The 26,626-nt window shown below is 51.9% G+C and carries 21 protein-coding genes and 1 rRNA gene; 5 read left to right on the forward strand and 17 right to left on the reverse strand.

Annotated elements, in window-relative coordinates; translation table 11 throughout:
• Nucleotides 1-249: 249 nt before the first annotated feature.
• Together rrf and BS639_RS14410 are read left to right on the forward strand one after the other, a co-directional pair.
• Nucleotides 250-365: ribosomal RNA gene (rrf, locus tag BS639_RS14405) — 5S ribosomal RNA — on the forward strand.
• Nucleotides 366-655: 290 nt separating this feature from the next.
• Nucleotides 656-1,954 carry an MFS family transporter gene (locus BS639_RS14410; RefSeq protein WP_055776355.1) on the forward strand — a complete coding sequence of 433 codons (1,299 nt, stop codon included), beginning with the start codon at nt 656-658 and terminating at the stop codon, nt 1,952-1,954.
• Between the two features lie 36 nt (nt 1,955-1,990).
• On the opposite strand, the gene BS639_RS14415 is transcribed toward BS639_RS14410, so the two are convergent.
• From BS639_RS14415 to trxC, 5 genes are all read right to left on the reverse strand, one after another.
• Entirely contained in the window at nt 1,991-2,326 is a 336-nt protein-coding gene (locus tag BS639_RS14415; RefSeq protein ID WP_055776358.1) for a YfiM family lipoprotein, read from the reverse strand.
• Between the two features lie 82 nt (nt 2,327-2,408).
• Entirely contained in the window at nt 2,409-3,764 is a 1,356-nt protein-coding gene (gene pssA, locus BS639_RS14420; RefSeq protein ID WP_055776361.1) for a CDP-diacylglycerol--serine O-phosphatidyltransferase, read from the reverse strand.
• Between the two features lie 181 nt (nt 3,765-3,945).
• The gene (locus tag BS639_RS14425; RefSeq protein ID WP_084983439.1) at nt 3,946-6,621 is read right to left on the reverse strand and encodes a bifunctional acetate--CoA ligase family protein/GNAT family N-acetyltransferase; all 2,676 of its coding nucleotides are present in this window, start codon (nt 6,619-6,621) and stop codon (nt 3,946-3,948) included.
• Between the two features lie 31 nt (nt 6,622-6,652).
• Nucleotides 6,653-7,357, reverse strand: a complete 705-nt coding sequence (locus tag BS639_RS14430; RefSeq protein ID WP_055776367.1) for a tRNA-uridine aminocarboxypropyltransferase — start codon at nt 7,355-7,357, stop codon at nt 6,653-6,655.
• Between the two features lie 160 nt (nt 7,358-7,517).
• Nucleotides 7,518-7,937, reverse strand: coding sequence for a thioredoxin TrxC (gene trxC, locus BS639_RS14435; protein ID WP_084983468.1), 420 nt, complete (start codon nt 7,935-7,937; stop codon nt 7,518-7,520).
• A gap of 222 nt (nt 7,938-8,159) precedes the next feature.
• On the opposite strand from trxC, the gene BS639_RS14440 reads away from it, so the two are divergent.
• Nucleotides 8,160-9,299, forward strand: coding sequence for a tRNA/rRNA methyltransferase (locus BS639_RS14440; RefSeq protein ID WP_055776370.1), 1,140 nt, complete (start codon nt 8,160-8,162; stop codon nt 9,297-9,299).
• 80 nt (nt 9,300-9,379) lie between these two features.
• Here BS639_RS14440 and BS639_RS14445 read toward each other — a convergent pair whose 3' ends face one another.
• Nucleotides 9,380-10,321: an AraC family transcriptional regulator gene (locus tag BS639_RS14445; protein WP_084983440.1), complete on the reverse strand. Its 942-nt coding sequence runs from the start codon at nt 10,319-10,321 to the stop codon at nt 9,380-9,382.
• A 116-nt stretch (nt 10,322-10,437) separates the two neighbouring features.
• Between BS639_RS14445 and BS639_RS14450 the strand changes: the two genes are divergently transcribed.
• A complete protein-coding gene (locus BS639_RS14450) occupies nt 10,438-11,451 on the forward strand; it encodes a zinc-dependent alcohol dehydrogenase family protein (protein ID WP_084983441.1) in 1,014 nt (337 codons plus the stop codon).
• Between the two features lie 63 nt (nt 11,452-11,514).
• Here the strand turns inward: BS639_RS14450 and emrB are convergent, their stop codons facing one another.
• The 5 genes from emrB to BS639_RS14475 all read right to left on the reverse strand — a co-directional run bounded on the left by emrB (nt 11,515) and on the right by BS639_RS14475 (nt 18,041).
• Entirely contained in the window at nt 11,515-13,053 is a 1,539-nt protein-coding gene (emrB, locus tag BS639_RS14455; RefSeq protein WP_072156443.1) for a multidrug efflux MFS transporter permease subunit EmrB, read from the reverse strand.
• Nucleotides 13,054-13,070: 17 nt separating this feature from the next.
• On the reverse strand, nt 13,071-14,249 hold the full coding sequence (emrA, locus tag BS639_RS14460) for a multidrug efflux MFS transporter periplasmic adaptor subunit EmrA (protein WP_055776378.1): 1,179 nt from the start codon (nt 14,247-14,249) through the stop codon (nt 13,071-13,073).
• A gap of 26 nt (nt 14,250-14,275) precedes the next feature.
• A complete protein-coding gene (locus tag BS639_RS14465; protein WP_055776381.1) occupies nt 14,276-15,730 on the reverse strand; it encodes an efflux transporter outer membrane subunit in 1,455 nt (484 codons plus the stop codon).
• 27 nt (nt 15,731-15,757) lie between these two features.
• Entirely contained in the window at nt 15,758-16,273 is a 516-nt protein-coding gene (mprA, locus tag BS639_RS14470; RefSeq protein ID WP_055776383.1) for a transcriptional repressor MprA, read from the reverse strand.
• Between the two features lie 565 nt (nt 16,274-16,838).
• Entirely contained in the window at nt 16,839-18,041 is a 1,203-nt protein-coding gene (locus tag BS639_RS14475) for an MFS transporter (RefSeq protein ID WP_084983442.1), read from the reverse strand.
• Nucleotides 18,042-18,159: 118 nt separating this feature from the next.
• Between BS639_RS14475 and BS639_RS14480 the strand changes: the two genes are divergently transcribed.
• Nucleotides 18,160-19,044, forward strand: a complete 885-nt coding sequence (locus tag BS639_RS14480; RefSeq protein ID WP_084983443.1) for a LysR family transcriptional regulator — start codon at nt 18,160-18,162, stop codon at nt 19,042-19,044.
• A gap of 77 nt (nt 19,045-19,121) precedes the next feature.
• Here BS639_RS14480 and proX (BS639_RS14485) read toward each other — a convergent pair whose 3' ends face one another.
• From proX (BS639_RS14485) to BS639_RS14510, 6 genes are all read right to left on the reverse strand, one after another.
• Complete coding sequence (proX, locus tag BS639_RS14485) at nt 19,122-20,117, reverse strand: glycine betaine/L-proline ABC transporter substrate-binding protein ProX (RefSeq protein ID WP_055778147.1); 996 nt, start codon at nt 20,115-20,117, stop codon at nt 19,122-19,124.
• Between the two features lie 17 nt (nt 20,118-20,134).
• Nucleotides 20,135-21,118 carry a glycine betaine/L-proline ABC transporter substrate-binding protein ProX gene (gene proX / locus BS639_RS14490; RefSeq protein ID WP_407690308.1) on the reverse strand — a complete coding sequence of 328 codons (984 nt, stop codon included), beginning with the start codon at nt 21,116-21,118 and terminating at the stop codon, nt 20,135-20,137.
• Nucleotides 21,119-21,162: 44 nt separating this feature from the next.
• Nucleotides 21,163-22,368: a glycine betaine/L-proline ABC transporter permease ProW gene (proW, locus tag BS639_RS14495; protein ID WP_055776395.1), complete on the reverse strand. Its 1,206-nt coding sequence runs from the start codon at nt 22,366-22,368 to the stop codon at nt 21,163-21,165.
• The gene (gene proV / locus BS639_RS14500) at nt 22,365-23,564 is read right to left on the reverse strand and encodes a glycine betaine/L-proline ABC transporter ATP-binding protein ProV (RefSeq protein ID WP_055776399.1); all 1,200 of its coding nucleotides are present in this window, start codon (nt 23,562-23,564) and stop codon (nt 22,365-22,367) included. The genes proW and proV overlap by 4 nt, the downstream gene beginning before the upstream one ends.
• Nucleotides 23,565-24,086: 522 nt before the next feature.
• Nucleotides 24,087-24,800: a response regulator gene (locus BS639_RS14505; RefSeq protein ID WP_084983445.1), complete on the reverse strand. Its 714-nt coding sequence runs from the start codon at nt 24,798-24,800 to the stop codon at nt 24,087-24,089.
• A 15-nt stretch (nt 24,801-24,815) separates the two neighbouring features.
• The gene (locus BS639_RS14510) at nt 24,816-26,483 is read right to left on the reverse strand and encodes an ATP-binding protein (protein ID WP_084983446.1); all 1,668 of its coding nucleotides are present in this window, start codon (nt 26,481-26,483) and stop codon (nt 24,816-24,818) included.
• Nucleotides 26,484-26,626: the final 143 nt, after the last annotated feature.

Below are 26,626 nucleotides of genomic sequence, written 5' to 3' on the forward strand. Positions count from 1 at the left end.
AGCTAACCAGTACTAATGACCCGTGAGGCTTAACCTTACAACACCGAAGGTGTTTTAGAGAGACACAAAGACTTAAGTAAATTTTTCAGCAGGTTCCAGATAAAGAATTCGCGGGAACGAAAGATTTTGCGCTGAAGCCAGGCGGCAACGGAGTGTAATGAAGGAACATACAGAGGTATGTGACAGAATTACGCGAAGGCGGCCAACGCAGCAGCAGGGTAAAAGATTCGTTTCATGCACCAAGATTTGCCTGGCGGCAGTAGCGCGGTGGTCCCACCTGACCCCATGCCGAACTCAGAAGTGAAACGCCGTAGCGCCGATGGTAGTGTGGGGTCTCCCCATGCGAGAGTAGGGAACTGCCAGGCATCAAATAAAGCACAGAACCTCAGCGAAAGCTGGGGTTTTTTGCTAATTGGCGTTTGTAAAAGGGCGAAAAGCCGGATCAACTGCCACGAAAAGCAGGCCCCTGTCTGACGACAGGGGCCTTTTTGCGTCAGGGTTTTGCATCCCATAGCTCACAAATCATTCATTCAAATTGATAAATAAGCATTAATTCTCGCGTTTACCCCCTATCTTCTGCTTAACTAAATGGTCAGATTGCATAAAAAATCATATAAGACCACCTTTGGGCTGCACTTCGCAGGAGAGAATAAAAATGACAGAGATATCTCGTTCAACTTCGCAGGAAATGGCGGATAAAGATAAAAAGAACCGAATATTTGCCATCGTCGGCGCATCATCAGGAAATTTAGTCGAGTGGTTTGATTTTTATGTCTATTCTTTCTGCTCGATCTACTTTGCCGCATCGTTCTTCCCGAGTGGAAATAGCACCACTCAACTGCTACAAACGGCAGGAGTATTTGCCGCTGGATTCTTTATGCGACCGATCGGCGGCTGGTTATTTGGATACATTGCAGACAAACACGGTCGAAAGAACTCGATGTTAATCTCGGTATGCATGATGTGCGCCGGATCGTTAGTCATTGCCTGTCTGCCGACCTATGAAATGATTGGCGCTTGGGCACCTGCCTTACTGCTATTTGCGCGTTTGTTTCAAGGGCTTTCCGTGGGGGGGGAGTACGGTACCAGTGCGACTTATATGAGTGAGGTTGCGATTAAGGGGCGTCGCGGATTTTTCGCCTCTTTCCAGTACGTTACCCTGATTGGTGGTCAGCTTCTTGCATTATTGGTGCTGGTAGGCCTGCAACAAATCCTTTCTGGCGACGAATTAAGAGCCTGGGGATGGCGTATTCCGTTCGCTCTGGGTGCCGTTTTGGCCGTAGTAGCACTGTTCTTACGCCGCTCACTCAATGAAACCTCGGATGCAAAAACGCGGGCGCATAAAGACGCAGGGAGTCTTTCGGGCCTTTGGAAACATAAAAAGGCTTTCCTTATGGTGTTGGGTTTCACCGCAGGCGGTTCATTAAGCTTCTATACTTTCACCACATATATGCAGAAATACCTAGTGAATACTGCCGGAATGGAGACTAAAACGGCAAGTGGATTAATGACTTTGGCACTATTCGTATTTATGCTACTTCAGCCAATAGTGGGTGCGTTGTCCGATAAAATAGGGCGCAGAAATTCAATGCTGATATTTTCAGGCTTCGCGACGTTGCTGACCATTCCTATTCTTTATACTCTGCAAAACGTCACTAATCCTTATTTAGCATTCACTTTAATTGTTATTGCCTTGGCGATCGTAACGTTCTATACCTCTATTAGTGGCCTGCTAAAAGCTGAAATGTTTCCTGCTGAGGTCCGTGCACTAGGGGTGGGATTATCCTATGCCGTTGCTAACGCCGTATTTGGTGGATCGGCAGAATATGTCGCGTTGAGTTTTAAATCGTGGAATATGGAGGAAGTCTTTTTCTGGTATGTTTCTGGAATGTGCCTGATAGCCTTTATTGTCTCAATACGTTTGCACGCTAAGGGCAAAGAGGTCCAGCTATAACAAAATTTCGAATATACAAGGGCCTCTGCTGAGGCCCTAATTGTGACGAATCAGCTGATACGCGCTATATCCAGCGGCAGCGCCGGCAATATCCCAGCTAAAGTCTTTCCAACTCCAGCCACTGCCTGCTTCACGACTGTCGTATAACTCTTTTCCTGCTCCTAATCCCACGGAAAACATCAGTCCGAATGAGCGGCTTTGTGCCGAATTCCATCCTTGGTTGTTCGCATATGCAGTGCCTGCAGCAGCAAGGGCCGCAGACGCAACAAAGTGTTCAGCCTTGTCCTTACCCGTCCAGCTGTCATTAGCCCAGTGACTACATCCGCTGCAAATAAGCAACGGCCCGATAGCAATAGGTAAAAGTATCCGCATTGGGTAACGTTCCTCAAGGTGTTAAACCATAAAAATAGCATAAAAAAGCCTGGGACCAAGCCCAGGCTTTAAATATAGCGAATTACAGTATACGGCTGATTAAGCGGTCAATTCGAATGCGTCGCAAACGGCGGATAAGTTTGCGGACTTTCACCGGATAATTAGGGATGCTTTCAAGTTCCATATAGTGCGAGACAATTTCGGTATGTTCACGAATATTATCCAACTCTTTCTGACGCTGTACTAACATCTCCTTATTCGGGTCGTGAATAAGGATCGCATTTTCAAGATCAAGCCGCCAGGCGCGTGGATTGAGGTTATTACCCGTGATCAATTGCCAACGATCGTCGACCCAAATTCCTTTGAGATGGTAGCTATTTTCACCATCTTTCCACAATCGGACGATAAGCTGTCCGCTGTCGATAAAACGTTGCAAACGGCCAAGAAAACGACGTAGGTTTATTTCATACAGATAAGGCAGAGCGCCGATAATTTTAAAAGGCTGATCCTGTGGAATATAAAAATCATTTGCCGTTTTATCGCCGACGATAATTTCAACCTGCTTGCCACGACGCAGAAGTCCCATAATATTTCGGGCCAGCAGGGCTGGCATATTAAAATATGGCGTACAAAGCGTCAGTTTTTCATCGGTACTGGCCATCAAATGATAGATGGTACGGTTCAGCTCGTTTTGCTTGCCCAAGCCAACCATCGGCGTAACCGCCAGTTCGTTCTCGGAGGCCGCATCTTGAAAATGATAGCCACAGTCTCGCAAAGTCTGGCGGAATTGGCGGGTCTCGTTTTTGATCTCTGGACTTTTTGGACGATCTTCACGATCCAGACGTTGAACCGCACTGGCGCTAAGCAAAGACTTTTGAATATAGTTGACCATAGTATCGGCCAGCGGGGCATTGCTCAGCAGGTGATAGCGATCGTAGCGGTATTTATCGTGACGATGCAGATAAACGTCATTCAGGCTTGCACCGCTATAAATAACGCGATCATCAACAATGTAGCCCTTGAGATGCAATACACCCAGCGCTTCACGGGTGTTTACCGGCACGCCGTAAACGGGAACCGCAACATCAGGGTTCTCTTTGGCCATTCTGCAATACCAGTCAGCATTGGTGTTGGTCGCAGCTGCACCGATGCGACCTCGCTGTGCACGGTGCCAGTCAACCAGCACGCAAACTTCTAGCTCAGGACGTTGACGCTTGGCTTCATACAGCGCCGATAATACATCTCGCCCGCCGTCATCGTTCTCCAGATACAGAGCAACCAGATAAATCCGTTGGGTGGCGTTGGCGATGACCTCAAGCAGCGTCGAACGGAAATCTGTGGCGCTGTACAGAGTCTGTACAGCATCAACCGATTGGGGGAGTTTAGGCAGTTGGGCAAGATGTTGTTGATGTTTATTTCGTTTGAATTTAGACAACATCACAGTGCGCTTCTTCTCTCTTTAATGAATGGCAATTGCGGCACTCATAGACAAAACAGACCGCACAATCGGTCGATAATACCATTACTCTCATCCGATGTGCGCAAGTTTTGCCTTAGAGGCCGTCTTAAATCTGTAACGCTGCATCATTAAATCTTAAAAACTACAGATTAAAATCGTTTTATTTCGGCAGTTTTTGGCTATTTTGTCCGTCCTGCAATAGCAGGGAAAGGCTAACGATCCCCTCCGACAACTGCACGTCCACCTCAAATCCCAGCTTGCGCGCCAATGCCAACATGCCACGATTGTTTGGCATGGTGATGCCGGCCAAACGATGAATGCCGTGCTCGGTGGTGTAGGCAATCATCTTCGACAGCAATCTTCCTCCCAGGCCAAGTCCTTTGAGGTCAGAGCGGACCAACACCGAAAATTCGGCATCAATATTATCGGGATCTGAAATCGCGCGCGTGACGCCGATAATTTCAATTTCATGCGTTTGCCCGCGCACCGCGACGAAAGCCATTTCACGATCGTAGTCGATTTGGGTCATATTAGCCAAATCCTCATGAGTGAACTCGTTGATCTCGCTGAAGTAGCGGTAATAGAGGTCCTCTTTGGTGACCTTCTGGATGAATGCTTTTAATAAAGGCTCATCTTCAGGCAGGATAGGGCGGAACAGGCAGGGAGAGCCGTCTCTCAGCGTCACTCTTTCTTCAAGCCCCTGCGGGTAAGGTCGAATAGCTAAACGCGCCTGCTGGTCATTTTTATCGGCGCTGAGCTGAAGCGAAACGTCGAGCAGCGTTAACTCATTGCCCGAAGCCAACAGGGGATGAATGGTCAGCTCTTTAATTTCCGGGCAATCAATGATCAAGTTTGATACCTGCACCAGCAAGTGGCTTAGTGCCGGAATATCTAATGGACGCAGCGCATTGCGCTCGCGGATTTTTCCACTCTTTAGCCCCTGAAGAACCAAATAGCGCGCCAATGCCATGTTTAACGGAGGCAGTGCGACAACGGCATGTTGCTCCGGTCGCCACTCTATCCCACCCTCGCTAAGCATAATCAACGGTCCAAAAACGGCATCGTATTGCACTACAATCCGCAGCTCTTGTGCCCCGGGGCGGTTAGCCATAGTTTGTACTAACAAACCATTAATGCGAGCTTGAGGAAATGCCCGCTTTGCCCGTTGGAAAATGGCATCTGCCGCTTGGCTCACCTCATCAGGAGTGCGCAGATAGAGCATTACACCCTGCACTTCGGAGTTGTGGTCAATATCCGGTGAGCGCAGTTTGAGTGCCACAGGATAGCCCACTCGACTAGCAATCTCGACGGCTTCGGCACTGTCGCCAGCGATCCAGGTAGGCAGTACGGACATGCCATAATCTTTAAAGATAGCCCTGACTTCGTGAGTATCGAGTCGGGTGGTTCCGCTGCGCAACGCATCTGCCAGTAGACTGTGTGCCCGATCGGTATTTTTATTCAAATCCAGCGGCAGCGAGGGGGTCTCTTTAAGCTGTTTCTGGTTGCGGCGATATTCAACCATGTGCATAAACGCCGTTACCGCGCCTTCTGGCGTACGGTAGGTCGGCAGACCCGCTTCAGTGAACAATCCACGCGCTTCAACCGAAGAAAACTCACCACACCAGTTAGTCAGCAGCGTAACGCGCTTGCCTCGCGGGTGTTGTTGAATCGCTTCGATAATCCGTTGAGCCGTAGCCGTACCCGGAGAGGCTGCGCTTGGGGCATGAATAACCAGAAGAGCATCATAGTCTTGGCTGTCCAGAAGCGTAGTAAGCACTGACTGATAAAGTTGAGGGTTGGCATCGTCGCGTAAATCTAAGGGGTTTCCTACGACGATATTTTCCGCCAACTGTTCCCGCAGGCGCTGGGCCGTTTCATCACTCAACGAGGCGAGCTTGCCGTTATGGCTTAGTAGCTGATCTAACGCCATTGCCGCTGGAGCCGCCCCGTTGCTGACGATGAGTAAGCGCTCACCTCGAAGTGGTCTCATGTGGCTCAACGTTTCAACCGCCGAGAACAGTTCATGGGTGTCTTGCACACGCAGCAAACCGGCACGTTGAATGGCGGCGTCATAGGCTGCATCCAGACTCAACGGGCTATTGAGCAGCGTTTGTGCCTGCGCACTGCGTCCGCTTTTGATGACTAAAATGGGCTTATTGCGCGATGCACTGCGAGAGGCTGAGAGGAAACGGCGCGCATCGCTCACATGTTCAAGGTAAAGTAGAATGGCACTGGTTTTGCTGTCGCGTGCTAAAAAATCAAGCAAATCATCGATATCTATATCCAGACTATCGCCGAGAGAAATAAAGTAGGAGAAGCCTACGGAACGCTGCTGCGCCCAGTCGAGAATAGTGTTGGCCACCGCCGCAGACTGGGAAATAAAGGCCAGTTTGCCGGGCAAAATAGGCACCGGCGAAAAGCTGGCATTCAGCCCAAGCCAGGGGGCCAGAATCCCCAGACTGTTTGGGCCGAGCAGGCGCATTGCATAGCGTTGGGCGGTGCTTTTGAGCGCGGGGAACTGCTGCTGGTGTGAGGAAAGAACGATCACCGTCTTACAGCCCAGCTCGCCAAGTTGCTCAAGCAGGGCAAGATTTCTGTCGGCGCGGGTGCAAATCACCGCCAGATCGGGCGTCATCGGCAGGCTAGCGACGTTGGGATAAGCCAATACGCCGCACACGGCTTTCCAGGCAGGGGTCACCGGCAGCACTGGCCCTTTGAAGCCGCCGGCCAGCAGGTTACGCATCATCAGATAACCGGCGCGACCGGGCTTATCCGATGCACCGAGTACTGCGATTGATTTTGGTCGTAATAAAGCTTCTAACCCGCGCTGGCTCATCCTGCCTCCTGTTAATTACGTTCCCTCGATTCTAGAGGCTTTCGTCAGAGATTGCTGTGAGTTGATGCACCGGATGATGAGGTTTTCCAGCTAAATATTGCGTACGGAAAAGACTAAACAGTGCCGACATGCTTTCAGATGCCTGAATATCACCCGATTTTTCGAGCAATGCTGCGGCAACCTCTACCGTGCAGTGTTGATCTTCACGCGGCGATTCACGCAGCACATAGCTCGATTTTGCGCTGACATCGAGTGAAAATACCGGCAGTCCATCAAGGTACGGGCTTTTACGGAACATTTTGCGCGCTTCATTCCAGGTACCGTCGAGCATGATAAAAAGCGGCGGTTTGGCGTGGGTCGGCAATTCGGTAAATACCTGACGCGGCGCGTGCGCAAATGAGGCGGGGAACACCACGTAGGGCTGGCGACTCGGGTCTGAAATGGCTGCCAGCAGTGCAGGGTCAACCTCGGTACGCGACCACATAAATGCTTGCGTATCCGGTAAAATATCGGCGATTAACCGCCCAGTATTGCTCGGCTTTAGCGGCTCGGTATCGAACATCACCAGACAGAAACGGCTTTTTGCGCGCTGTGCCTTAACGTGGCTGCACAGGCAGTTGCGTTTGGGTAGCAGACAAGACTGACAGCGGATCACGCGGGAGCCACGAGCTAGATAGGGGCGTGTAGATTTTGCGAGGCGCTGGGCGCGCAAGCGTAGTACGGCATTTTCCGGCATGGGGGATCCTGCAACGGTAAATCGGACTATTGTAATCCGATGCGTCGCACATCGATAGTGCCAGAGTCGGGTTGATAAACGTTGCGATAAAAAATGCGAGGCGTTGTGAAGAAATCAACTGGCCCCTCGACAATGCAGGGGCCGACAACGTCGTTATGCGTTACAATGATTCATTGAGCCATTGATTGAACGGAGCCTTAGGCATGGCGCCGCTCAGCTGATCGACCATTTTTCCCTGGTTGAACACCATAATGGTGGGAATACTGCGGATACGGAAACGCGCACCAAGCTCAGGTTCATCCTCGGTATTCACCTTGATAAAACGGACTTTACCCGCGCGTTCTCCCGCCACGTCTTCAAAAATTGGCGCGAAGTTAACGCAGGGGCCGCACCAAGGCGCCCAAAAATCGATGACGACCGGCAAGTCATCCTGCAGGTATTTATCGAGCGTCGCGGCGGTTGCGTGCACAACCTCACCCTGGAACAACGGGTGACCACAGCGACCACATTTGGCTCCGTCGTCAATACGGTCTTCAGGTAAACGGTTTGTCGCCTGACATGAAGAACAAATCGTATTAATAGTCATAGTCTAGCCTCTGTCATTGAGACCGTATCCCGCCTGCGAAGAAATTGCGGGTGTTCAGGATACGAAGAAATACGGACAATTATGCGGTTTGACAACGATGTGAACAATGCGATTTACCCAATGAATACGATAGTTTTTAGCTTTTGGTCCAAAGCAAGTGGCTTACCACTCAGACATCAGGTAATCTTCGCGCCCAGCGCGTAGGTGGAGAAAATAATGAACGATTCATTCAGTGGCAAGAACGGCAAAGTCAAAGTGATGTACGTCCGCAGTGACGACGACGGCGATAACCGAAATAAAGATCAACGTCCTTCTAACAATAAAGGACGTCCCGGTGATAAAGCTCGCCCGGGTTCCCGTCCCTTTGAAGGTCGCAATAACGAGCGTCGCGGCAGCGATTCCCGTGGCAGTGACTCGCGTGGTCCGGATGCACGTCGCGGTGACTCACGTCCCGCCCGACCCGCTAGCCGACCAGGCCGTGATACTGAAGGCTCAGGTTCATCTTCACCGTGGGAAAATTCCTCACCGTGGAAAACTGTTTCCCGTGCACCTGATGATGAATCAGTACCGGACCACGGTGGCATCAGCGGTAAAAGCTTTATCGATCCCGAGCAGCTGCGTCGTCAGCGTCAGGAAGAGACCCGTGTTTACGGTGAAAATGCCTGTCAGGCGCTGTTCGCAAGCCGTCCGGACTCAATCGTTCGTGCCTGGTTTGTGCAGTCTGTTACGCCGCGTTTTCGTGAAGCGCTGCGTTGGATGGCCGCTAACCGTAAAGCGTATCATGTGGTTGAAGACGATGAGCTGGCGAAAGCTTCCGGCACTGAACACCACGGCGGCGTGTGCTTCCTGATTAAAAAACGTCAGGGTCTGGACGCAGAGACTTATCTGCAAACTGCTCCAGCAAAAGACTGTGTCTTGGCGCTGGAAAACGTCGGCAATCCGCATAACCTCGGCGGTATCATGCGTACCTGTGCGCACTTTGGTATCAACGGGATGCTGGTGCAGGATCCGGCACAGCTGGAATCCGGTGCCGCAGTGCGTACCGCTGAAGGCGGCGCAGAACACGTGAAAGCAATCATTGCCGATAACTTTATCGACGTACTGGCAAACTTCCGTAATGCGGGTTACACCATCGTCACTACTTCCAGCCATAAAGGCACCGCACTCGGTAAAGCCGAACTGCCGGCAAAAATGGTGTTGGTATTGGGTGAAGAAAGTGATGGTTTGTCCGACAGCGCATGGCAGCAGGGCGATCTGAACGTTTCTATCGGTGGCACCGGTAAGGTTGAAAGCCTTAACGTTTCCGTCGCGACCGGCATTTTGCTGGGCGAATGGTGGCGTCAGAATCAAGGCTAATTTCTGCAGTTTGCCGCAATAACCCTGCTTCAATAGTTTTGCTTAAAACGGACGCACATTGCGTCCGTTTTTGTTTTCTGCTATTTCGCTTGTACCTCCGCCGTAGGCAATGTCAGTCCCTGCTGTTGACGATATTCGCCGGGCGTAATGCCTTGAAAACGTTTAAATGCCCTGCCTAAAGTAATCGCCGAGTCATAACCGACGCGTTCTGCAATGGTAGTAAGCGTTAACTGGGGGTGCCGCAGCAGGCAGCGCGCTCGATACATGCGCCACTGGGTCAAGTAGTCTCCAGGCGTGTCTCCGGTTACTGCTTTGAAATGAACGGCAAAAGATGAGCGCGACATTGCCGCCTGAGACGCCAGTGACTGGAGGCTCCAGGGGTAAGCGATGTCATGATGTATTTTTTGGATTACCCCACGTAGTTTTGCGTCTGACAGTGCGGCAATCCATCCCCTCTGAGTCTGCTCACGTAAACAGTGTGCCCGTATTGCCTGCACAAAAAGCACGTCTGCCAGCCTGCTTATCACTATTCTCGAGCCAAGGTTTTTCTCAATCGTTTCTAATGCCAGCAGTTTTAGCGTTGCTTCCAACAGCGGTGAGCGAGTGGCATCGGCAGGGATCGTCACTACCGCAGGCAGTAATGAAAGCAGCGGCTCGGCACCTGAGTTATCAAACGTCAAATAGCCGCAAAGCATGTCCGCAGGTTCGCCGGCTCCCCCAAAACGGCCTTCTTCTCCAGCATTGTCGGCAAAGACCTCCTCGCACCAGCGCGTTGGGCTGGTGGGGGTATCTCGAAGTGAAAATGGCGTATGGGGTTGAACGATAAAACCTTCGCCCTGTTGCAGGAAAATAGGGCAGGCAGCGCCGTCAATCACCAGCCAGCCCGAACCTTCAATCATAAAGCCAAAACGGATAGAAGCACTTTTGACAAAACTCACGCCCCATGGCGCACGCGGCGTGAGGCGAGAGTAGAGCGCGCTTTGCAGGCGCATAGCGGCGAATACGTCGTCGAGAGGATCCATAACAAACTCACTAATGTGGACGATGAGTCAGTAAAAATACTCTTTCAGTCATTCAACGTCCAGGCGTTGGGCATTAAGGTAGAGCAACACTTTAAGCAGGATGAAAGGAAATCGTTATGCAAAGCTATCGTCTTGAGCATTTTGGTCGTATCGAAGGGTTGCACTTGGTCAATGAGGTGCGCCCGGTTCCCGAACACAATCAGGTGTTAATTCGCGTTCGTGCCTGTAGCCTGAACTACCGGGACCTGGCTATTTTGCACGGCACCGGTACGCTTTCGCCAAAACCGGGCCTGATACCGCTGTCGGACGGCGTTGGAGAAGTCGTCGAGGTTGGGGAGAACGTGAGTTTATTTTCCGTCGGCTGTCGCGTGGCGGGTAGCTTTTTTCCCTACTGGTTTGTGGGTCCGCTGGATACCGCCGCGGGCAGAGGTGCCTATGGCACACAGGCTGACGGCTGGCTGACCGAGTACAAGGTTGTTGATGAAGAGGCGCTGGTGTCTATTCCTGATTACCTGTCTTGGGAACAGGCGGCAGCTCTGCCTTGTGCGGCGGTCACGGCCTGGAACAGCCTGCAAAAATCGCGTCCGCTGCAGCCGGGAGAAACGGTGCTGACGCAGGGTACCGGCGGCGTTGCCCTGTTCGCCGTGCAGTTTGCCAAATTGATGGGCGCACGAGTCATTGCGCTGACCTCGAGCGACGAAAAGGCCCAGCTTTTGACCTCGTTGGGCGCCGATAGCGTCATTAATTATCGTCAACATCCTGAGTGGTCGAACAATGTGCGGGAATTGACTCAGGGAGCGGGCGTGGCGAGAGTGGTTGAAATTGGCGGACCGGGTACCCTGAACCAGTCGCTGTTGTCCTGCCAGCCCGGAGGAGAAATTGCTCTGCTGGGATTCGTCGCCAGCGGCGGTCCATCCGTCGATTTTATGACGCTGTTTAAAAGTGGGGCGACGGTGCGTCCTTTTAGCGTTGGCAGCCGTGAAGATTTTATTGCCATGAACCGTGCGCTGAGTTTTAGTGAGCTTCAGCCGGTCGTTGACCGCGTCTTTACTTTTGAACGGGCGATAGAGGCGTGGCGCTACTTCGACAGCCGCCAGCAAATTGGCAAAGTGATTATTTCGATGCTTTGAATCAGCCATTAAAAAACGGACGTCTTAGACGTCCGTTTTTATATTTCAGCGAAGGCATCCGCGCTAGTGCGCGCCGCCTCCATCACCGCCTGCGGTAAACGGTGCACGAGCAAACCACACCAGAATCAGCAACAGAATGAACACACCGCCCGCCGCCCAGAAGACCTCATTGGCGGAGATGATAAGCCCCTGATTGGTTATCTCTCGCGCTATCCAGCCCGACGCCTGCTGGTGGCTCATTCCCAAGCCTTGCAGCTGGGCATAAGTCTGCTGGGTTGCGGGATCAAAGGGCGTAATGCTCTCAGTAAGATGCGCATGATGCAGTGATTCCCGATTACTCCACATGGTGGTGGTTATTGAAGTACCAATCGAACCAGCCAGCGTACGGGTAAAGTTGGACAGGCTCGATGCTGCCGCCATTCGAGAGGGAGGTAGCCCCGACAATATGATGGTTATCAGCGGCATGAAGAAGCAGCCTACGGCAAAGCCCTGTACAAACTGCGGCCATGCCGATGCACCAAAGTCCATTCCCGGCTCAAATGTATAAGCACGCCAGTAAAAGCACACTGCATACATAATGAAGCTGAAGGTCACCAGCCAGCGCATGTCCAGCCGGTGGGCAAATTTACCGATAATCGGCGACATCAGAACCGGCAGGATCCCGACCGGTGCTGACGCCAGACCCGCCCAGGTTGCGGTATAGCCAAATACCTCCTGTAATAGCTGCGGCAAAAGAACGATAGAGCCGAAGTAGAGCATGTAGGCCAGACTGATACACAGCGTACCGATAGTGAAGTTTCGCGATTTAAACAGCGATAAATCGACTATCGGGTTTTCATCGGTCAACTCCCACACGATAAGGAACGCTATGCACACCACGGCGACAATGGTTAGGGTTATTATCTCCGGCGAGTTGAACCAGTCCAACTCTTTTCCTCGGTCGAGCATCACCTGCAAACAGCCGATCCCCAGCACCAGCAGCACTAATCCCACACTGTCGATTGGCCTGATTTGGGTCTCAGTCTCTCGCCCTTTCAGGGTTCTCAGCGTCAGCAGCACCACCACAATACCGATAGGAATGTTGATAAAGAAGATCCATCCCCAGTGGTAGTTATCACTGATGTAGCCGCCCAGGATCGGGCCGCATATCGGCGCCACGATAACCGTCATCGACCACAGCGCCAGCGCGGTACTTCGTTTGGCGGGAGGGTAGTTGTTTAGCAGCAAACTTTGCGATAGCGGAATAAGTGGACCTGCCACCAACCCCTGAATAACGCGGAAGAAGATAAGCATTTCGAGGCTGTTTGAGATACCACACAGCCAAGACGCGAGGGCAAACAGCCCTGTCGCCCAAAGAAATAGCCTGACCTCACCGACACGCTTTGCCAACCAGCCGGTGATCGGGATCGAGATGGCGTTGGCCACCCCGAACGAGGTAATGACCCAGGTACCTTGAGAGTTTGATGCCCCCAGGTTACCGGCGATCGTCGGGATCGCCACGTTGGCAATGGTCGAGTCCAATACCTGCATAAAGGTGGCCATAGCCAGCGCCACCGTCATCCAGGCGAGGGGCGCGCCTTCCAGCGGTTTTCTAGCAGCCACGATGACCTCCGAAGCACTTAGCCCGCATTAGCATTGATAACGTCATTAATAATGGCGTCAACCGGAGCCAGATTTAAGGTCAGCGCAGATGTCTGATAAAGCGGCGTTGTACGGACTTTATCCGACAAAATCAGGCCATCAAGATTTTGAGTATCTACCGTGACCAGCGTAGAAAGCCCGATGCGCAGCGGATGCTGTTTCACTTCGTTGGCATCAAGCTCGATACGAACCGGCAGGCGCTGAACCACTTTGATCCAGTTACCGGTGGCGTTCTGTGCTGGCAGCAGGGAGAACGCGCCACCAGTACCCATGTCCATGCCGACCACTTTACCGTGGTACACCACGTCATCGCCGTAGATATCACTGACAACGGTCGCCGATTGGCCGATGCGCATATTCGCCAATTGAGTCTCTTTAAAGTTGGCATCTACCCACACGTTGGTGGCAGGCACAACGGCCATTAGCGCGGTGGCGGTGTTAATTTGCTGGCCGACCTGCACGCTGCGGCGCGACACATAGCCGTCAACTGGGCTGACAATTTTTGTACGCTGTAGGGCTAACCAGGCATCACGAACCTGTGCGGCGGCCTGCAACACCTGCGGCTGTTGGTCAACCGGAGTATTAAGGACCATCGCCTGATTGGCGTTGAGTTGCTGAACGGCGACTTCAAGCTGTGCCTTGGCGCTGTCAACGGCATCATGGGCGTGTTGTAACTCTTCACGACCGATAGCGTCTACCTGTCCCAACACCACGCGGCGTTTCAGGTCTGCCTGCACCTGATTAAGCTGGGTCTGGCGCAGCGTCACGTTGGCCTGATACTGCTTGCTGTTAATAATCAGCTGATGCGTTTGACGCACGCTGTTGGCCAGTGCGGTCTTGGCGCGCTCGAATGCCTGCTCGGCGTCCGTCGGATCCAGAACGACTAGCGTGTCACCTTTTTTAACGTAATCGGTACTGTCGAAATTGACGTCGGTGACGCTGCCTGAAACCTGCGCCATAATCTGCACCTGGTTACCCGCGACATAGGCATCGTCAGTATCTTGGAAGTGACGCAATACCAAAAACCAGTAAATCAAATAGGCAATGGCAATAATGATAAAAATGCCGGTCAAGACGAGCAACGCCACTTTCCGCGATCTCTTTTTCTTATTCACTGGTGGCGGGGTCGGTTGTTGAACTTCCGCGTTTGCGCTCATGATTTTCTCCACGCTGGGTCTTGTTATTATGCTTTAGTGTCCGCTGCAGGGGCCTGATAACCGCCACCCAACGCACGAATTAAACCGATTTTCGCCTGCAAAACATTACTGGCGGCGGTCAGAGCGGCCTGCTGCTGTTGTAATAGCGCAGCCTGGCTGGTGAGGAGCTGATCGCGTCCGATAGTGCCAGCGGAATAACGAGCACTGGCAACGCGATAAACGTCCTGCAGGGATTTTTCTGCTGACAGCGACTGCTGCAGTTGCTGAGTCGTGCTTTTTTGCACGGTTATCGCATCGGCAGTTTGTTGAATTGCATTCAGCAACGTCTGGTTATAAGACTCAACGGATTGGTCATACAGCGCCGACTCTTCACCTAATTTGCTGCGCAGCGCGCCTGCGTGGAATATTGGCAGTGAAATAGCCGGGGCGAGGTTCCAGGCCTGGCTCGCGGCTTCAAGCAGGTTCGGACTGGTACTGCCGTAGTTTGTGGTGCTTAAACCGGCAAAAGCGCTGATCGACAGGCTTGGATAGAAATCTTTTTTCGCGGCGGCAATGCGCTGCGAATAGGACTCAACCAGCTCACGCTGTGCCACGATATCCGGACGCTTGCCCAGAATATCTATCGTCAATTCACCTTTGGGAGCCAACACGTCGTCACCCGGCAGCGCCACAGGACGCAGATGATTCATTGCATCCGGGCCCTTGCCGGCCAAGGCGGCCAACTGATGTTTCTGTTGGTCAATCTGCGACTGGAGTTCAATAATCTGCTGTTTGGCACCGTCGGCCTGAGCCTGCGTCTGCTGCGGAATATCTATTCCGTAGACGCCGGCCTGATACTGCGCTTTTCGCAGATCGGCTAAATGTTGGTTGTTGTCGACCTCCTGCTGCAGCACCTGTTGCACGGCATAGTTGGCCTGCAGTTGGTAATAGGTCGCCACCACCGAACTCGACAGGGAAAGTGCTGCCTGCGCCTGTTCCGCACGCGCCGAATCTACTTGGGCCTTCGCGGCATTGACCTGATTACGGTATTTACCCCACCAGTCAAATTCGTAGCTGAGGTTCAGCCCCAGATTATTCGTGGTTTCGTACACTGGGCTAGCAGGGTATCCGCCGAGGAACGGCTGATAGGTATTCTGGGAGATCTTTTGACGGTTGCTTGAGGCATTCAAGTCAACATAAGGACCATTGGCCGCATTGGTTTCGCCGACAACGCTTTGAGCTTCGCGCACGCGCGCGGCTGCCTGGCGTAAAGACGGCGAATTCTGCAGAGTTTCGGTCATTAAACTGTCGAGCTGCGAATCGTGAAGACCTCGCCACCACTGTGGGCTGATAGCCAAAGAGCTGACTTTTGGCTGTGTCAGATTCAGCTGCTGGTTATCCAGCAGCGTGGACTGAGGCGCAATATTATTGCTGGAGGCACAACCCGCCAATAATAAGACAGCAAACAGCGGCGTAAATCTCCAGCTGACGTGAAGAGACATGGATTAATTACCTGAACAAATAATCGGTTATGAAATCGAGTTAGCGTCCATCTGGTCGAGGCGTGTCAACAGTTTGCGCGTAAGCGTTTCTAACTGTTTTTGTTCTTCGATGTCCAAAGTAGACCAGAGTAAATGCAAACTTTTGTGCTGAGGTGGCAACAGTTGCTGAATAAACGCTTCGCCGTCTGCAGTCAGGTGCAAGTGCAGGCAACGACGGTCGTTATCGCTCTCACGTCTTTCAATCCATCCGCGTTTTTCTAACTCATCGGCAATACGCGTCGCATTGGTGCGAGACGACCCCAGCGCAGCACTCAGTTCAGAAGGCTGGATACTGTGCGATTCCCGAGCATCGAGCGTGATCAGCGCCATAAATAGCGTTTCGTTGATCCCCTGCGCTTTCAGCATTTTATTTCTGTTTTCCAGCAGCTTACTGTGCATGTGCATACACAGTCGGGTGAGCAGGATTTCCTGATAAGGGAAATCTTTCTGCTTTTTAGCGCGGAAATTTAACATGTGTTCAATAGGTGCGAATGAACTTTCCATCGTGAGAAACCTCATTAGTTACAATTGAGATAGTAACCAGTGTAATTAATAATGTAAATGTCATAAGCCATTAAATAGTTAGCTATTCGTGTGGTTTCATGACGGTTGAAGGTGAAGAATTTTTTCATAGCGAACAGGATTAAGTGTTCGCATGGGTAAAACATTGCGACGCCGCCCAATCGATTGCGTAGTCGTCAACACTCGGCGGGCAATGGCGTAAATCAAGGTGGAGAAAAACAGACGATTACGTAGGGGAGAATCAGTGACTGCCACACGAAGCCCAGAAAAAAAAGAGACGGGTAGAGAGCCACGGATGTCTGGCTCGCGGTTAAATACGCTCTTTACCAAGGCGTAAACACCCGGTTCTGAAGAATTTTCTTGGGTTGTGTCGCTATACATAAGAGGTTTGCTGCTAAATAAAAGCAAAATGTTTCGTTAGCGTATAATTTATGGAAAAAATAATATCAGACTGTTAGTAATCTTTATACCCTTTGGTTCAAAAAAAATATCTTGCAAAATTATTTGCATGCTAATGAGGGGCGTGACCATCACGCCCGTTATACTTTTAGGCGATTTTATGTTTATGTCCGAAGAGCCAGATAACCAGATTGATTAGGCAAAACGCCGCGCCAGCCGCACAGACGCCATTCCATCCTGCCATTTCAAAGGCGGACGCCGAGACCAGCGACCCCACCGCACCGCCGATAAAATAAGTGGTCATGTAGCCCGCCGTCAGTCGGTTACGCGCTTCCGGCATCGATTTATAAATCACACTCTGGTTAGTGATATGTACGCCCTGAACGCACAGGTCGAGCACGATGATGCCGATAATCAGGGAAATAACAGAATGCTGGCCGTAAACAATAGCTATCCAGGAAAGCAGCAGCAGAATCAGACCGCCGGTGGTGGTCAGATGGGCTTTACCTTTATCGGCAAGATGTCCGGCGCGGGTGGCGGCAAGCGCACCGGCGGCGCCAACCAAGCCAAACAGTCCAATCACGCCTTCGGAATACCCAAAGTTAGGCCCTGCGAGCAGGAAGGCCATCGACGTCCAGATAATGCTGAAATTGGCAAAAACGAACATCCCAAGCAGGGCGCGGGTACGCAACACCGGTGTGAAGAAGAACAGGGTGAAAATCGATTTCATCAGTTGGAGGTAGTTTAGATGCGTTTCCTGCTTGTGGCGAGGCAGTGCGCGCCACAGTACCAGCGCCATCACCACCATCAGCACACTGGCAACCCAATAAACTGTGCGCCAGCCACCGAGCGAGGCCAGCAGGCCTGCCACGGTCCTTGCCAGCAGAATACCCAGCAGCAGGCCTGACATGATCATGCCCACGATTTTACCTCGGCGCTCCGGTTCGGCGAGGGTCGCCGCCAGTGGCACCAATACCTGAGCCACCACGGAAAAGAGTCCGGTCAGCGCGGTGCCTATCAGCATCATCGTAATCGACGTTGAATTGGCGGTAATCAGTAATCCGGCGGCCGACAGCAGGGTCATCACCACGATCATCGTTCGACGTTCGAACATATCGCCGAGCGGCACTAAAAACAGCAAACCGAACGCGTAGCCGAGCTGGGCGGTCGTGACAATAAATCCAGCCTGATTGACCGACAGATGAAAGGCGCGGGCGATGGTTTCCAGCAACGGTTGGGCATAATAGTTGCTAGCGGCGGCCAGTCCGGTGGCAACGGCCATCAGCAGGATAAGACCCGGACTGAGTACCGGAGCGGACTTTTTCGCAGCTGTTTGAGCTGAAGTTGTCATAAGATTTATTTCTTTTAAAGGGAAAGATTTAAGGGATTTCGGGGTGAGTATCTGTTAATTAAAAGTAATAAACCAATGTATAATTACCATCCCAACTATCTCATTTCGAGATGACTAAATGAATCTAAAGCAGATCCGCTTTGCGCTGGCCGTTGCTCAGGAACAGAATTTCACACGGGCCGCAAAACGCTGTCATACCGTGCAATCCGCTTTGAGTCACCAGATAGCCAAGCTTGAAGAGGAATTAGGCAGTCAGCTATTCGAACGTACCTCAAGAAAGGTCGAGCTTACCGCTGCCGGGCGAGCATTTTTGGTGCCAGCCGAGCAGTGGCTGGCCGCGCATAATCATTTGCTGGATACCATGGAAGCGCTGAAAGGGGAGCTTGGCGGCACCCTAACGGTTGGAACCATATCAACGCTGAATACGATTGATCTTATTGGGCAGCTCGCGCGTTTTAATCAGCGCTATCCTTTGGTGAATATTCGCTTGTACGTCGCGATGAGTGAAAAACTGGTGGAGGACATTCAGCAATCGCGAACCGATGTTGCCTTTGTGGGTCTGTGGCCCGGTGACAAGGAGAGGCTGGCGATGCCACATAAGCTGTTGAGCGACGAACCGCTGGTGGCGATAGTGAGCCGAGAACACCCGTTTGCCGGTCGTGAGCGCCTGCGTTTATCTGAACTCTCTCAGGTGCCTCTGGTCGATTTTTATCAGGGTTCCGGTGCCAGAAGGCAAACCGACAAAGCTTTTTTGGCCGAGGGCGTGACGCGGCATGTCAGTTTTGAAATTGACCATATTGAGTGGTTGGAAAATATCGTGCGTAAATCGCTGGCAGCGGGCATTGTGCCACTATCGACGGCTGAACATGCCAAGGGATTGGTATCTGTCCCGATTGACAGTGCGATTCGACGTCAGGTGTTTTGCGTCTGGCAGCACAGCCTGTCGGCGGTCGCTGAGCGGTTCATGGCGTTCTCTCAGGAAGAGGGTAGAGTTAGCGCCTAGCTTGCCGGATGCTGCATAAAAAAGGGGCAACAGAAAGACCTGTCACCCCGTATTCAACGATCAGCTGATGTTAAGTCTTATTTTGCTGCCGCAGCGGCTTCTTTCACCCAACCGTCAAACGTAGCCTGGTGGGCTTTGATCCAGCCGTTAGTCTGCGCTTCAATGTCTGCTTCAGAACTCTGACCGTTGTGCATCGCGGCGTTTTGCGCATTGATGTCTGCCAGCGGCAGTTTCATGATAGCAAACAGCTTGGCAGCAGCCGGGTTAGCCTGTGCCCATTTCAGGTTAGCGACAATGTGCATCGTGCTCACCGGGAAGCCATAGTTTTTGCCATTAGGCAGTTTGGTATCGGCATTTTTCTGACCCGGGATCACTGAGAATGGCACCTGCAGCCAGACGGTGTCTTTACCCGGGATAAGCACATTACTCACCCAGTAAGGCGTCCAGGTGTAATACAGGATCGGTTTGCCTTCTTTATAGCGAGTAATGGTGTCGGCAATCATCGCCGAGTAGTTACCCTGATTGTGCTGCACGGTATCGGTCAAACCGTAGTCTTTGATTTGCTCGTTCAGCGCCGTTTCACAACCCCAGCCCGGCGTACAGCCAGTCAGATCGGCTTTACCGTCGTTATTGGTATCAAACAGCTTGGCGATTTTTGGGTCTTTTAGCTGTGCAATATTGGTGATGTGGTATTTATCGGCGGTTTTCTTGTCGATCAAATAGCCCTGAGCCGCGCCGGTCACGTAGGTTCCTTCACGATAGAACTTTTTGCTGCCGCCGGCGGCTTCGTACATGTTGTCGTGCAGCGGCTTCCAGTTGGCGGCCATAAAGGTGCCATCACCCTCAGCGATGGTGGTGTATCCAACGTTGTAGTCAACTTCACGAATAGGCTGAACGGTGTAACCGAGTTTTTCGAGCGCCTTGTCAACCAGCAGCGTTTGGAAGGTCTCTTCACTGATGGTGCTCTGGATTGGCGTCACGGTCACGCCTTTACCCGGCAGATCGGCGGCAAAGGTGGACGCTGCGCTGAAGGTCGTCAGGGCGGCAACCGCCCAGAGGGATTTCTTGTTCATCATGGTTGATTCCTTTTTTATTTTTTGGCCGCAGCGGTCGCGGTGTTAATCCAACCGTCAAAGGTTGCCTGATGCGCTTTGACCCAGCCATCGACCTGTTGCTGGATATCCTCAGCCGAGGACTCGCCGTTGTGCATACGCATGTTTTGGGCATTCACGTCGGCCAGAGGTAATTTCATGATGGCAAACAGTTTTGCCGCCGCCGGATTGGCCGCTGCCCACTGCTTATTGGCAACAATATGTTCTTCATTCACCGGGAAACCGTAGTTCTTGCCGTTAGGCAGGGTGGTATCCAGGTTTTTCTGGGAGCCCGGGTTGGCCGAGAAGGGTACCGTTAGCCAGACCACGTCTTTACCCGGTTTTAGCACGTTGCTGACCCAGTAAGGCGTCCAAGTGTAGTAAAGCACCGGTTTGCCCTGCTGATAGCGGGCCAGCGTATCGGCCATGATTGCCGCATAGTTGCCGGAGTTTTGCTTAACCGTATTGGCCAAGCCGTAGGCTTTGATCTGAGTTTCAATGACTTCGCCACAGCCCCATCCCGGCTCACAGCCGACCATATCAGCCTTACCGTCACCATCGGCATCAAACAGTTTGGCGAGCTTCGGATCTTTTAGCTGCGACAGGTCGTGAATGTGGTATTTATCGGCCGTTTTCTTGTCGATGAGGTAGCCCTGAGCAGCACCGGTAATGAACGTGCCCTGACGGTAAAACTTCTTGTCCCCCCCGGCGGCGTTAAACATGTCGGTTTGCAGCGGATCCCAGTTCACGGCCATGTAGGTGGAGTCACCGCTGGCAATCGCGGTATAGGCCACGTTGTAATCGACCTCACCGGTTTGCTGAACGTCATAGCCCAGCTTGGTCAGCGCGCGGTTAACCAGCTCAGTCTGAAACGATTCTTCAGCGAGGGTGCTTTGCAGCGGTTTAACCACCACGCCTTTGCCAGGCAGGTCTGCTGCCATAGCCTGTGAACTTACCAGCACGGTGAAAGCCAGAGTGACCATGCCGCGGTTACGTAATTTATGGGTGTTATTCATCGGTATGTTCCTCAAGCTTTTTTAATGAAAGGTTTGGTTAACAGACCGATAGGACCATGAGCATACCAACGGGTAATGCCTTTGCTGCGACGGTCGCGGCCTAATGCCTGCGTCAGACGGTCGAGAATAATGGCGAGAATAACAATACCTACCCCACCAATCGACGCCAGACCCATGTCAAGACGACCGATCCCGCGCAGAACCATTTGACCCAAACCGCCGACCGCAATCATGGAGGCAATCACCACCATTGACAGCGCCAGCATCAGCGTCTGGTTAATACCGGCCATAATGGTCGGCATTGCCAGCGGCAGCTGAACTTTAAACAACAGCTGGCTTGGGCTGGAGCCGAACGACTCGGCGGCTTCTATCAAGTCTTCGGGTACCTGATTGATACCCAAAATCGTCAGGCGCACGATAGGCGGCAGGGCGAAGATGATGGTGACCACTACGCCCGGAACGTTACCGATACCAAACAGCATCACGATAGGCACCAAATACACAAACGCCGGCGTCGTCTGCATGGCATCGAGCAGGGGACGAATAATTTTGGCTGCACCTTTGCTGCGGGCCAACCATATGCCGAGCGGCAGTCCTATCAATACGCAGAAGAACAGCGAGGTGAGCACGAGCGCCAGTGTGACCATCGCCTGTGACCACGCGCCAATCGCACCGATAATCACCAGCGACACCAGCGTAGTAACGCCCATGCCGACCCCGGCCATTTGCCAGGCGATCAGCGCAAAGATGATGATGGCTAAGGGTGCAGGCAGGGACTCAAGGCCGTGCTGGAAGCCGCTCAGAACGAAATCTACCGGTACGCGGATCCCTTGAAAAACAGGACGGAAATGTGAAACCAGCGAGTCGATCCCGTAGGTTACCCAGCGGTCGAGCGGGATCAGCGTGTTGTGAAACGGATCGAGAATATTAAAATGCTGGTGCTGCTCTGGTGCCACGTTCAGCCAGCTGTCGGCGCTGGGCGCACTTTGCGCCGCGGCGTGATGTGCGGCATCCGGCGTGCTGGTGGCCGCATCGCTACCGCCCCAAGGGTCACTGCTGCCTGCGCTGCTTGAAGCCGAATCAGCAGGGGCTGGGGCTTGTGTGGCGGCATCGCTGCTGCCACTGGCCCATGGATCGTTGGCGTCGGCGGCCTGTGCGGCCTGCGCGTGCTGTGCGATATGAAGATTAGTCGAAGAACTGGTTAACTGTTGACTCATTCTGATGTCCCCTCTTTATCCAACGCCTGAAGCAGCATGGCCTTGGAAATAATACCGATATAGTTGTTCTCTTCGCTGACGACGGGCACCGCACAGGGTGCGGCCGCCACCTGAGAAATCAGTTCGCTGAGCGGCATGTCTGCCGGTACCGGAGCCGGTAATTCCAGCAAGGCACTTTCCAGCGGTTGATTCTCTTTAAGCGCACGTTTCAGAGAATCTGCCGACACAACGCCGATAAATTTCTGTCCACGCTCAAGGACATAACCATATTCGCGGTCTTCATCTTCAAGCAGCTTCAGAGCGGCACGAGGACCAAAACCAGGGGTCTTGCGGATAAGCGTCACCGGACGACGGCGGGCAATATCTTTGGCGCTGAATACCTGACTGATATCCACGCCGCGGAAGAAAGTGCGCACATAGTCGTTGGCCGGGTTGTTAAGGATCTCTTCCGGCGTGCCGACCTGCACCACTTCGCCGCCCTGCATAATGGCGATACGGTCGCCGATGCGCATGGCTTCATCGAGGTCATGAGAAATAAACACGATAGTGCGCTGATGCTGAGCCTGCAGTTTTACCAACTCATCCTGCATTTCTGTACGGATCAGCGGGTCAAGCGCCGAGAACGCTTCATCCATCAGGAGAATGTCTGGGTTATTGGCCATAGCGCGAGCCAGACCCACGCGTTGACGCATACCGCCTGACAGTTCATCGGGGTAAGAGTGGGCGTAGTTTTCCAGACCGACTTGGCGCAGGGCATCAAGCGCCTTGGCGTTACGCTCACCTGTGGGTACACCGGCCAGCTCCATACCAAAGGCGGTGTTATTGAGCACGGTAAGGTGTGGCATGAGGGCGAAAGACTGGAAAACCATGCTGATTTTGCTTCTACGCACCTGGCGCAGTTTTGATTCAGATATTTTGGCAATATCTTCACCATCAATCAGCACTTCCCCACGGGTTGGTTCTATCAGACGATTGAGAAGGCGTACCATGGTGGATTTTCCGGAACCGGAAAGCCCCATGATGACAAAAATCTCGCCTTCTTCAATGGCCAGACTGGCGTTTTTCACACCAAGTGACAGACCCGTTTTCTCGAAAATCTCTTCCTTTCCTTTGCCGGAATCAATCAGCTTAAAGGCTCGCTCAGGGTGCTCGCCGAAGACTTTATATAAGTTCTTAACTTCGATTTTAATTGCCATGCAATTTTTCGTTCCCTTGGTCGTATTTTAAATACTGTTATTTGAATGCGTGCTATAGAAAATTTCCTGTAAACAGAATATCAAGCGGTCTATACCCTAACACACTAGAAATCTGAGACAAGTCTCAAGCTTCGGCGAGAGGAATTAGGACGAGTCCAATTATTATCTCAAATTATTGGCCTGAGGCCTTGTCCGTTAAGGGATATTTGCGGTTGAGGTAGGCTAATTATTATTTGTCATATTTATAACGTAAACGGAACTATTTTAGGCCATTTTAATTGATTTTAAATAATAAAATCTACATGTTAAGTTATTGTTTTTAATGTGTTTGTGTCGCGCTATTTGATTTAATTTTTTACAGTGTAAATAACTGTAATGTGAAAATTTCAAGATATTGCGGGGATGGGCGGGAATAGGCGTGTTAATAGGCCGTGTTGTGGGGATGGGAAATGCCTGGAAAGCGGGCCGTTGAGTCACTGAAATAGGTATTTTAATGCCGATTTTTTTCATGAAAATACGCCACTATTTTATGGCGTTTTCAGGAGAATTAGCTTTCCGATACAGGCGTCTCGGATGGCCAATATTGCCGTACTGCATCTCAACCATTATGAACGCCGTTTCGACGCAATACTCCAGATATCGGCGACCAGTCGTTTTACTGATGCCCACCTGCTCTACCACCTGATCTACCGACCAATTTCTCTCCGGTTCACTGATGAAAACCTGCTTCACCAGCTCCAACGTATTGGGTTCTATGCCTTTGGCCAGCGGTGTTTCCGGCTGTTCGCTGCCGGGCAAATTAAACAGCTTGTCGAGGCTCTGCTGATCCAGTGTTTTCACATGACGCAGGCTTTGCGCCAACTGCAGAAATCGCGTCAGCGAACTTTGTAGACGATGAAACGAAACCGGTTTGATAATGTAATCAAAAGCGCCCGCCCGCATCGCCTGACTACAGGTCACCATATCGCTGGCGGCGGTGATGAAAATAACCGAACAATCCATGCTCTTGAGCAGCGAAGAGTTGATGAGTTCAATGCCTTGACCGTCGGGCAAAAAGTTGTCGAGCAGCACCAGACGCGGCCGATAAAGCTCGAGCAGCTTTTTGGCCTGTGCCAGCGTTGGCGCAATGCCTACTACGCGCAGGTTAAAGTTTTGCTCGATGAATTCACGGTGCAGAAGGGCGAGATGGCTTTCATCCTCGACGATCAGCACGTCCATGGCACTGTAGTTATTCATAATTGTTATCGTTATTCACAGTAGAGAGTCATCTTGCGGGTTCCTGGGAGTCAATGGCGACGGCTCGTCTAAATAGGGGATAAACACCGAAAATACGGTGCCGCGTGGGCGATTATCCGAGATTTCAATCATCCCCTGCGCCTGACGGACGTAACTTGCTACCACATAAAGGCCGATACCATGTTCACAACCGATGTGCTCAGAATGGCTAACAGCCTTGCTGCTGACGCCCTGTTCAAACAGCAGCGGGCGCAGCTTGTCGTCGATACCTGCTCCGCAATCGGCAACCTCGATAATCAGCTGGTCTTTGCTTTGGGTCAAATAGAGTTCCACCGGCGCGTGCGGTGCATCAACTTTCAGCGTGGCTTCCACCGCATTATCGAGCAGATTACCGACTATCGACATTAGCTCATTTTCGCTAAGCGCGGAGGGTATTTGGCTTACCCCACAGGCAGGGTCAAAGTGTAACTCAACGCCTTTTTCTTTGGCGCTAACGAATTTACCCAGCAGCAGGCCGCACAGCGCGGGTGACTGAAAACGCTGCGAAACAAAGTCCAGCACCGCCTGAGCGCCCGCAGACTGCGCCTGAATGTATTTCAGCGCCTCGTCATAGCGCTGCATTTGCAGCATTCCGGCCAGCGTAGCGGTCCAGTTGAGCTGCTCGTGGCGCATAATGCGCAGATTGTCGGCGTAGCGTGTCACCTGACTTAGTTGGCTGCTCAGGGTATTAATGTCGTTTTTATCACGAAAACTGAACACCCAGCCGTGCAGCGCCGGTGCGGGAAGCTCTATCGGCACGCGGTTGACGATAACCTGCCGCTGATTAAAGAGTGCAATCTCGTCGTGGCGTTCACCCAAACGCTTGTCGGAGGTAAAAAAGTCATCTGGCGTAGCGATAACGTCCGTGAGGTTCTGCCCAATGAGTTGCTGTTCCGGCAGCGTTAAGCCCAACAGCTCGCGCGCCGCACGATTGATGGTCAAAATATGCAGACGATCGTCAATGGCGATCACCCCCTCATAAATGGCCTCCATCAGTGCTTTCTGCTGACGCACCAGCATCGCTATCTCGCGGGGTTCGAGCCAAAACATCTGCTTCTTAAGATTCTTGCTAAACAGCCATGAAAAGCCAAACAGCGCCAGCAGTAGCAGACCGCCAAAAAACAGCGCCTGAGCCAGCTGTTTTAACGTAATTTCATCAATGTACGAGGTAAGATACCCCACGGACACAATGCCAATCACCTGATGATGGGCATCCAGAATCGGCGCCTTGCTGCGCAGCGAAACACCAATTCCACCCTGACGAATCGAAATAATGGTTTTACCGGCCAACACTTCACCGTTATCACCGCCGACCATCGGATGATTAACGCTTTGCGGCTGACTGGAATGATAAAGATGAATCTCATGTTTATCGCCAATAACAATATAGCTGGCATCGCTGTGCTGGCTCAGTGGGTCCATCAGTCGCGCGATACCGACGGTGTCGCGTGCAGCAACCCGTGTCGATAATTCGGGGATCAGCGCAATCTCGCTGGCCTGAACTTTGGCGCGATTGCCTAAATCACGGTGCATTTGCTTATCGACAATATGGAACACAAAAGTGCCGAGCAGCACCAACAGCAAACAGGAAAAAGCCACCAGGCAGAGAAATAATTTTATTTGGAAACTCAGTTTTACTCTCATGCACCAGACCTGACTTTTTGAAGGGGTAATTCTCGGTTTTACTAAAAAAACGCTAAAAATTATATGATTATTAACATTAACTCCATAAAAACCATTATAACCTTTAACACTGCGGTTTTAATTTGAGTACTGTCACAGCCCGA

The organism is Rouxiella silvae, from assembly GCF_002093625.1.
GTDB lineage: Bacteria > Pseudomonadota > Gammaproteobacteria > Enterobacterales > Enterobacteriaceae > Rouxiella > Rouxiella silvae.

Excerpts from the sequence above, each read along its gene's own strand:
- BS639_RS14410 (WP_055776355.1), top strand. The coding sequence starts at position 656 with ATGACAGAGATATCTCGTTCAACTTCGCAGGAAATGGCGGATAAAGAT.
- BS639_RS14415 (WP_055776358.1), bottom strand. The coding sequence starts at position 2,326 with ATGCGGATACTTTTACCTATTGCTATCGGGCCGTTGCTTATTTGCAGC.
- pssA (WP_055776361.1), bottom strand. The coding sequence starts at position 3,764 with ATGTTGTCTAAATTCAAACGAAATAAACATCAACAACATCTTGCCCAA.
- BS639_RS14425 (WP_084983439.1), bottom strand. The coding sequence starts at position 6,621 with ATGAGCCAGCGCGGGTTAGAAGCTTTATTACGACCAAAATCAATCGCA.
- BS639_RS14430 (WP_055776367.1), bottom strand. The coding sequence starts at position 7,357 with ATGCCGGAAAATGCCGTACTACGCTTGCGCGCCCAGCGCCTCGCAAAA.
- BS639_RS14440 (WP_055776370.1), top strand. The coding sequence starts at position 8,160 with ATGAACGATTCATTCAGTGGCAAGAACGGCAAAGTCAAAGTGATGTAC.
- BS639_RS14445 (WP_084983440.1), bottom strand. The coding sequence starts at position 10,321 with ATGGATCCTCTCGACGACGTATTCGCCGCTATGCGCCTGCAAAGCGCG.
- BS639_RS14450 (WP_084983441.1), top strand. The coding sequence starts at position 10,438 with ATGCAAAGCTATCGTCTTGAGCATTTTGGTCGTATCGAAGGGTTGCAC.
- emrA (WP_055776378.1), bottom strand. The coding sequence starts at position 14,249 with ATGAGCGCAAACGCGGAAGTTCAACAACCGACCCCGCCACCAGTGAAT.
- BS639_RS14465 (WP_055776381.1), bottom strand. The coding sequence starts at position 15,730 with ATGTCTCTTCACGTCAGCTGGAGATTTACGCCGCTGTTTGCTGTCTTA.
- mprA (WP_055776383.1), bottom strand. The coding sequence starts at position 16,273 with ATGGAAAGTTCATTCGCACCTATTGAACACATGTTAAATTTCCGCGCT.
- BS639_RS14475 (WP_084983442.1), bottom strand. The coding sequence starts at position 18,041 with ATGACAACTTCAGCTCAAACAGCTGCGAAAAAGTCCGCTCCGGTACTC.
- BS639_RS14480 (WP_084983443.1), top strand. The coding sequence starts at position 18,160 with ATGAATCTAAAGCAGATCCGCTTTGCGCTGGCCGTTGCTCAGGAACAG.
- proX (WP_055778147.1), bottom strand. The coding sequence starts at position 20,117 with ATGAACAAGAAATCCCTCTGGGCGGTTGCCGCCCTGACGACCTTCAGC.
- proX (WP_407690308.1), bottom strand. The coding sequence starts at position 21,118 with ATGGTCACTCTGGCTTTCACCGTGCTGGTAAGTTCACAGGCTATGGCA.
- proW (WP_055776395.1), bottom strand. The coding sequence starts at position 22,368 with ATGAGTCAACAGTTAACCAGTTCTTCGACTAATCTTCATATCGCACAG.
- proV (WP_055776399.1), bottom strand. The coding sequence starts at position 23,564 with ATGGCAATTAAAATCGAAGTTAAGAACTTATATAAAGTCTTCGGCGAG.
- BS639_RS14505 (WP_084983445.1), bottom strand. The coding sequence starts at position 24,800 with ATGAATAACTACAGTGCCATGGACGTGCTGATCGTCGAGGATGAAAGC.
- BS639_RS14510 (WP_084983446.1), bottom strand. The coding sequence starts at position 26,483 with ATGAGAGTAAAACTGAGTTTCCAAATAAAATTATTTCTCTGCCTGGTG.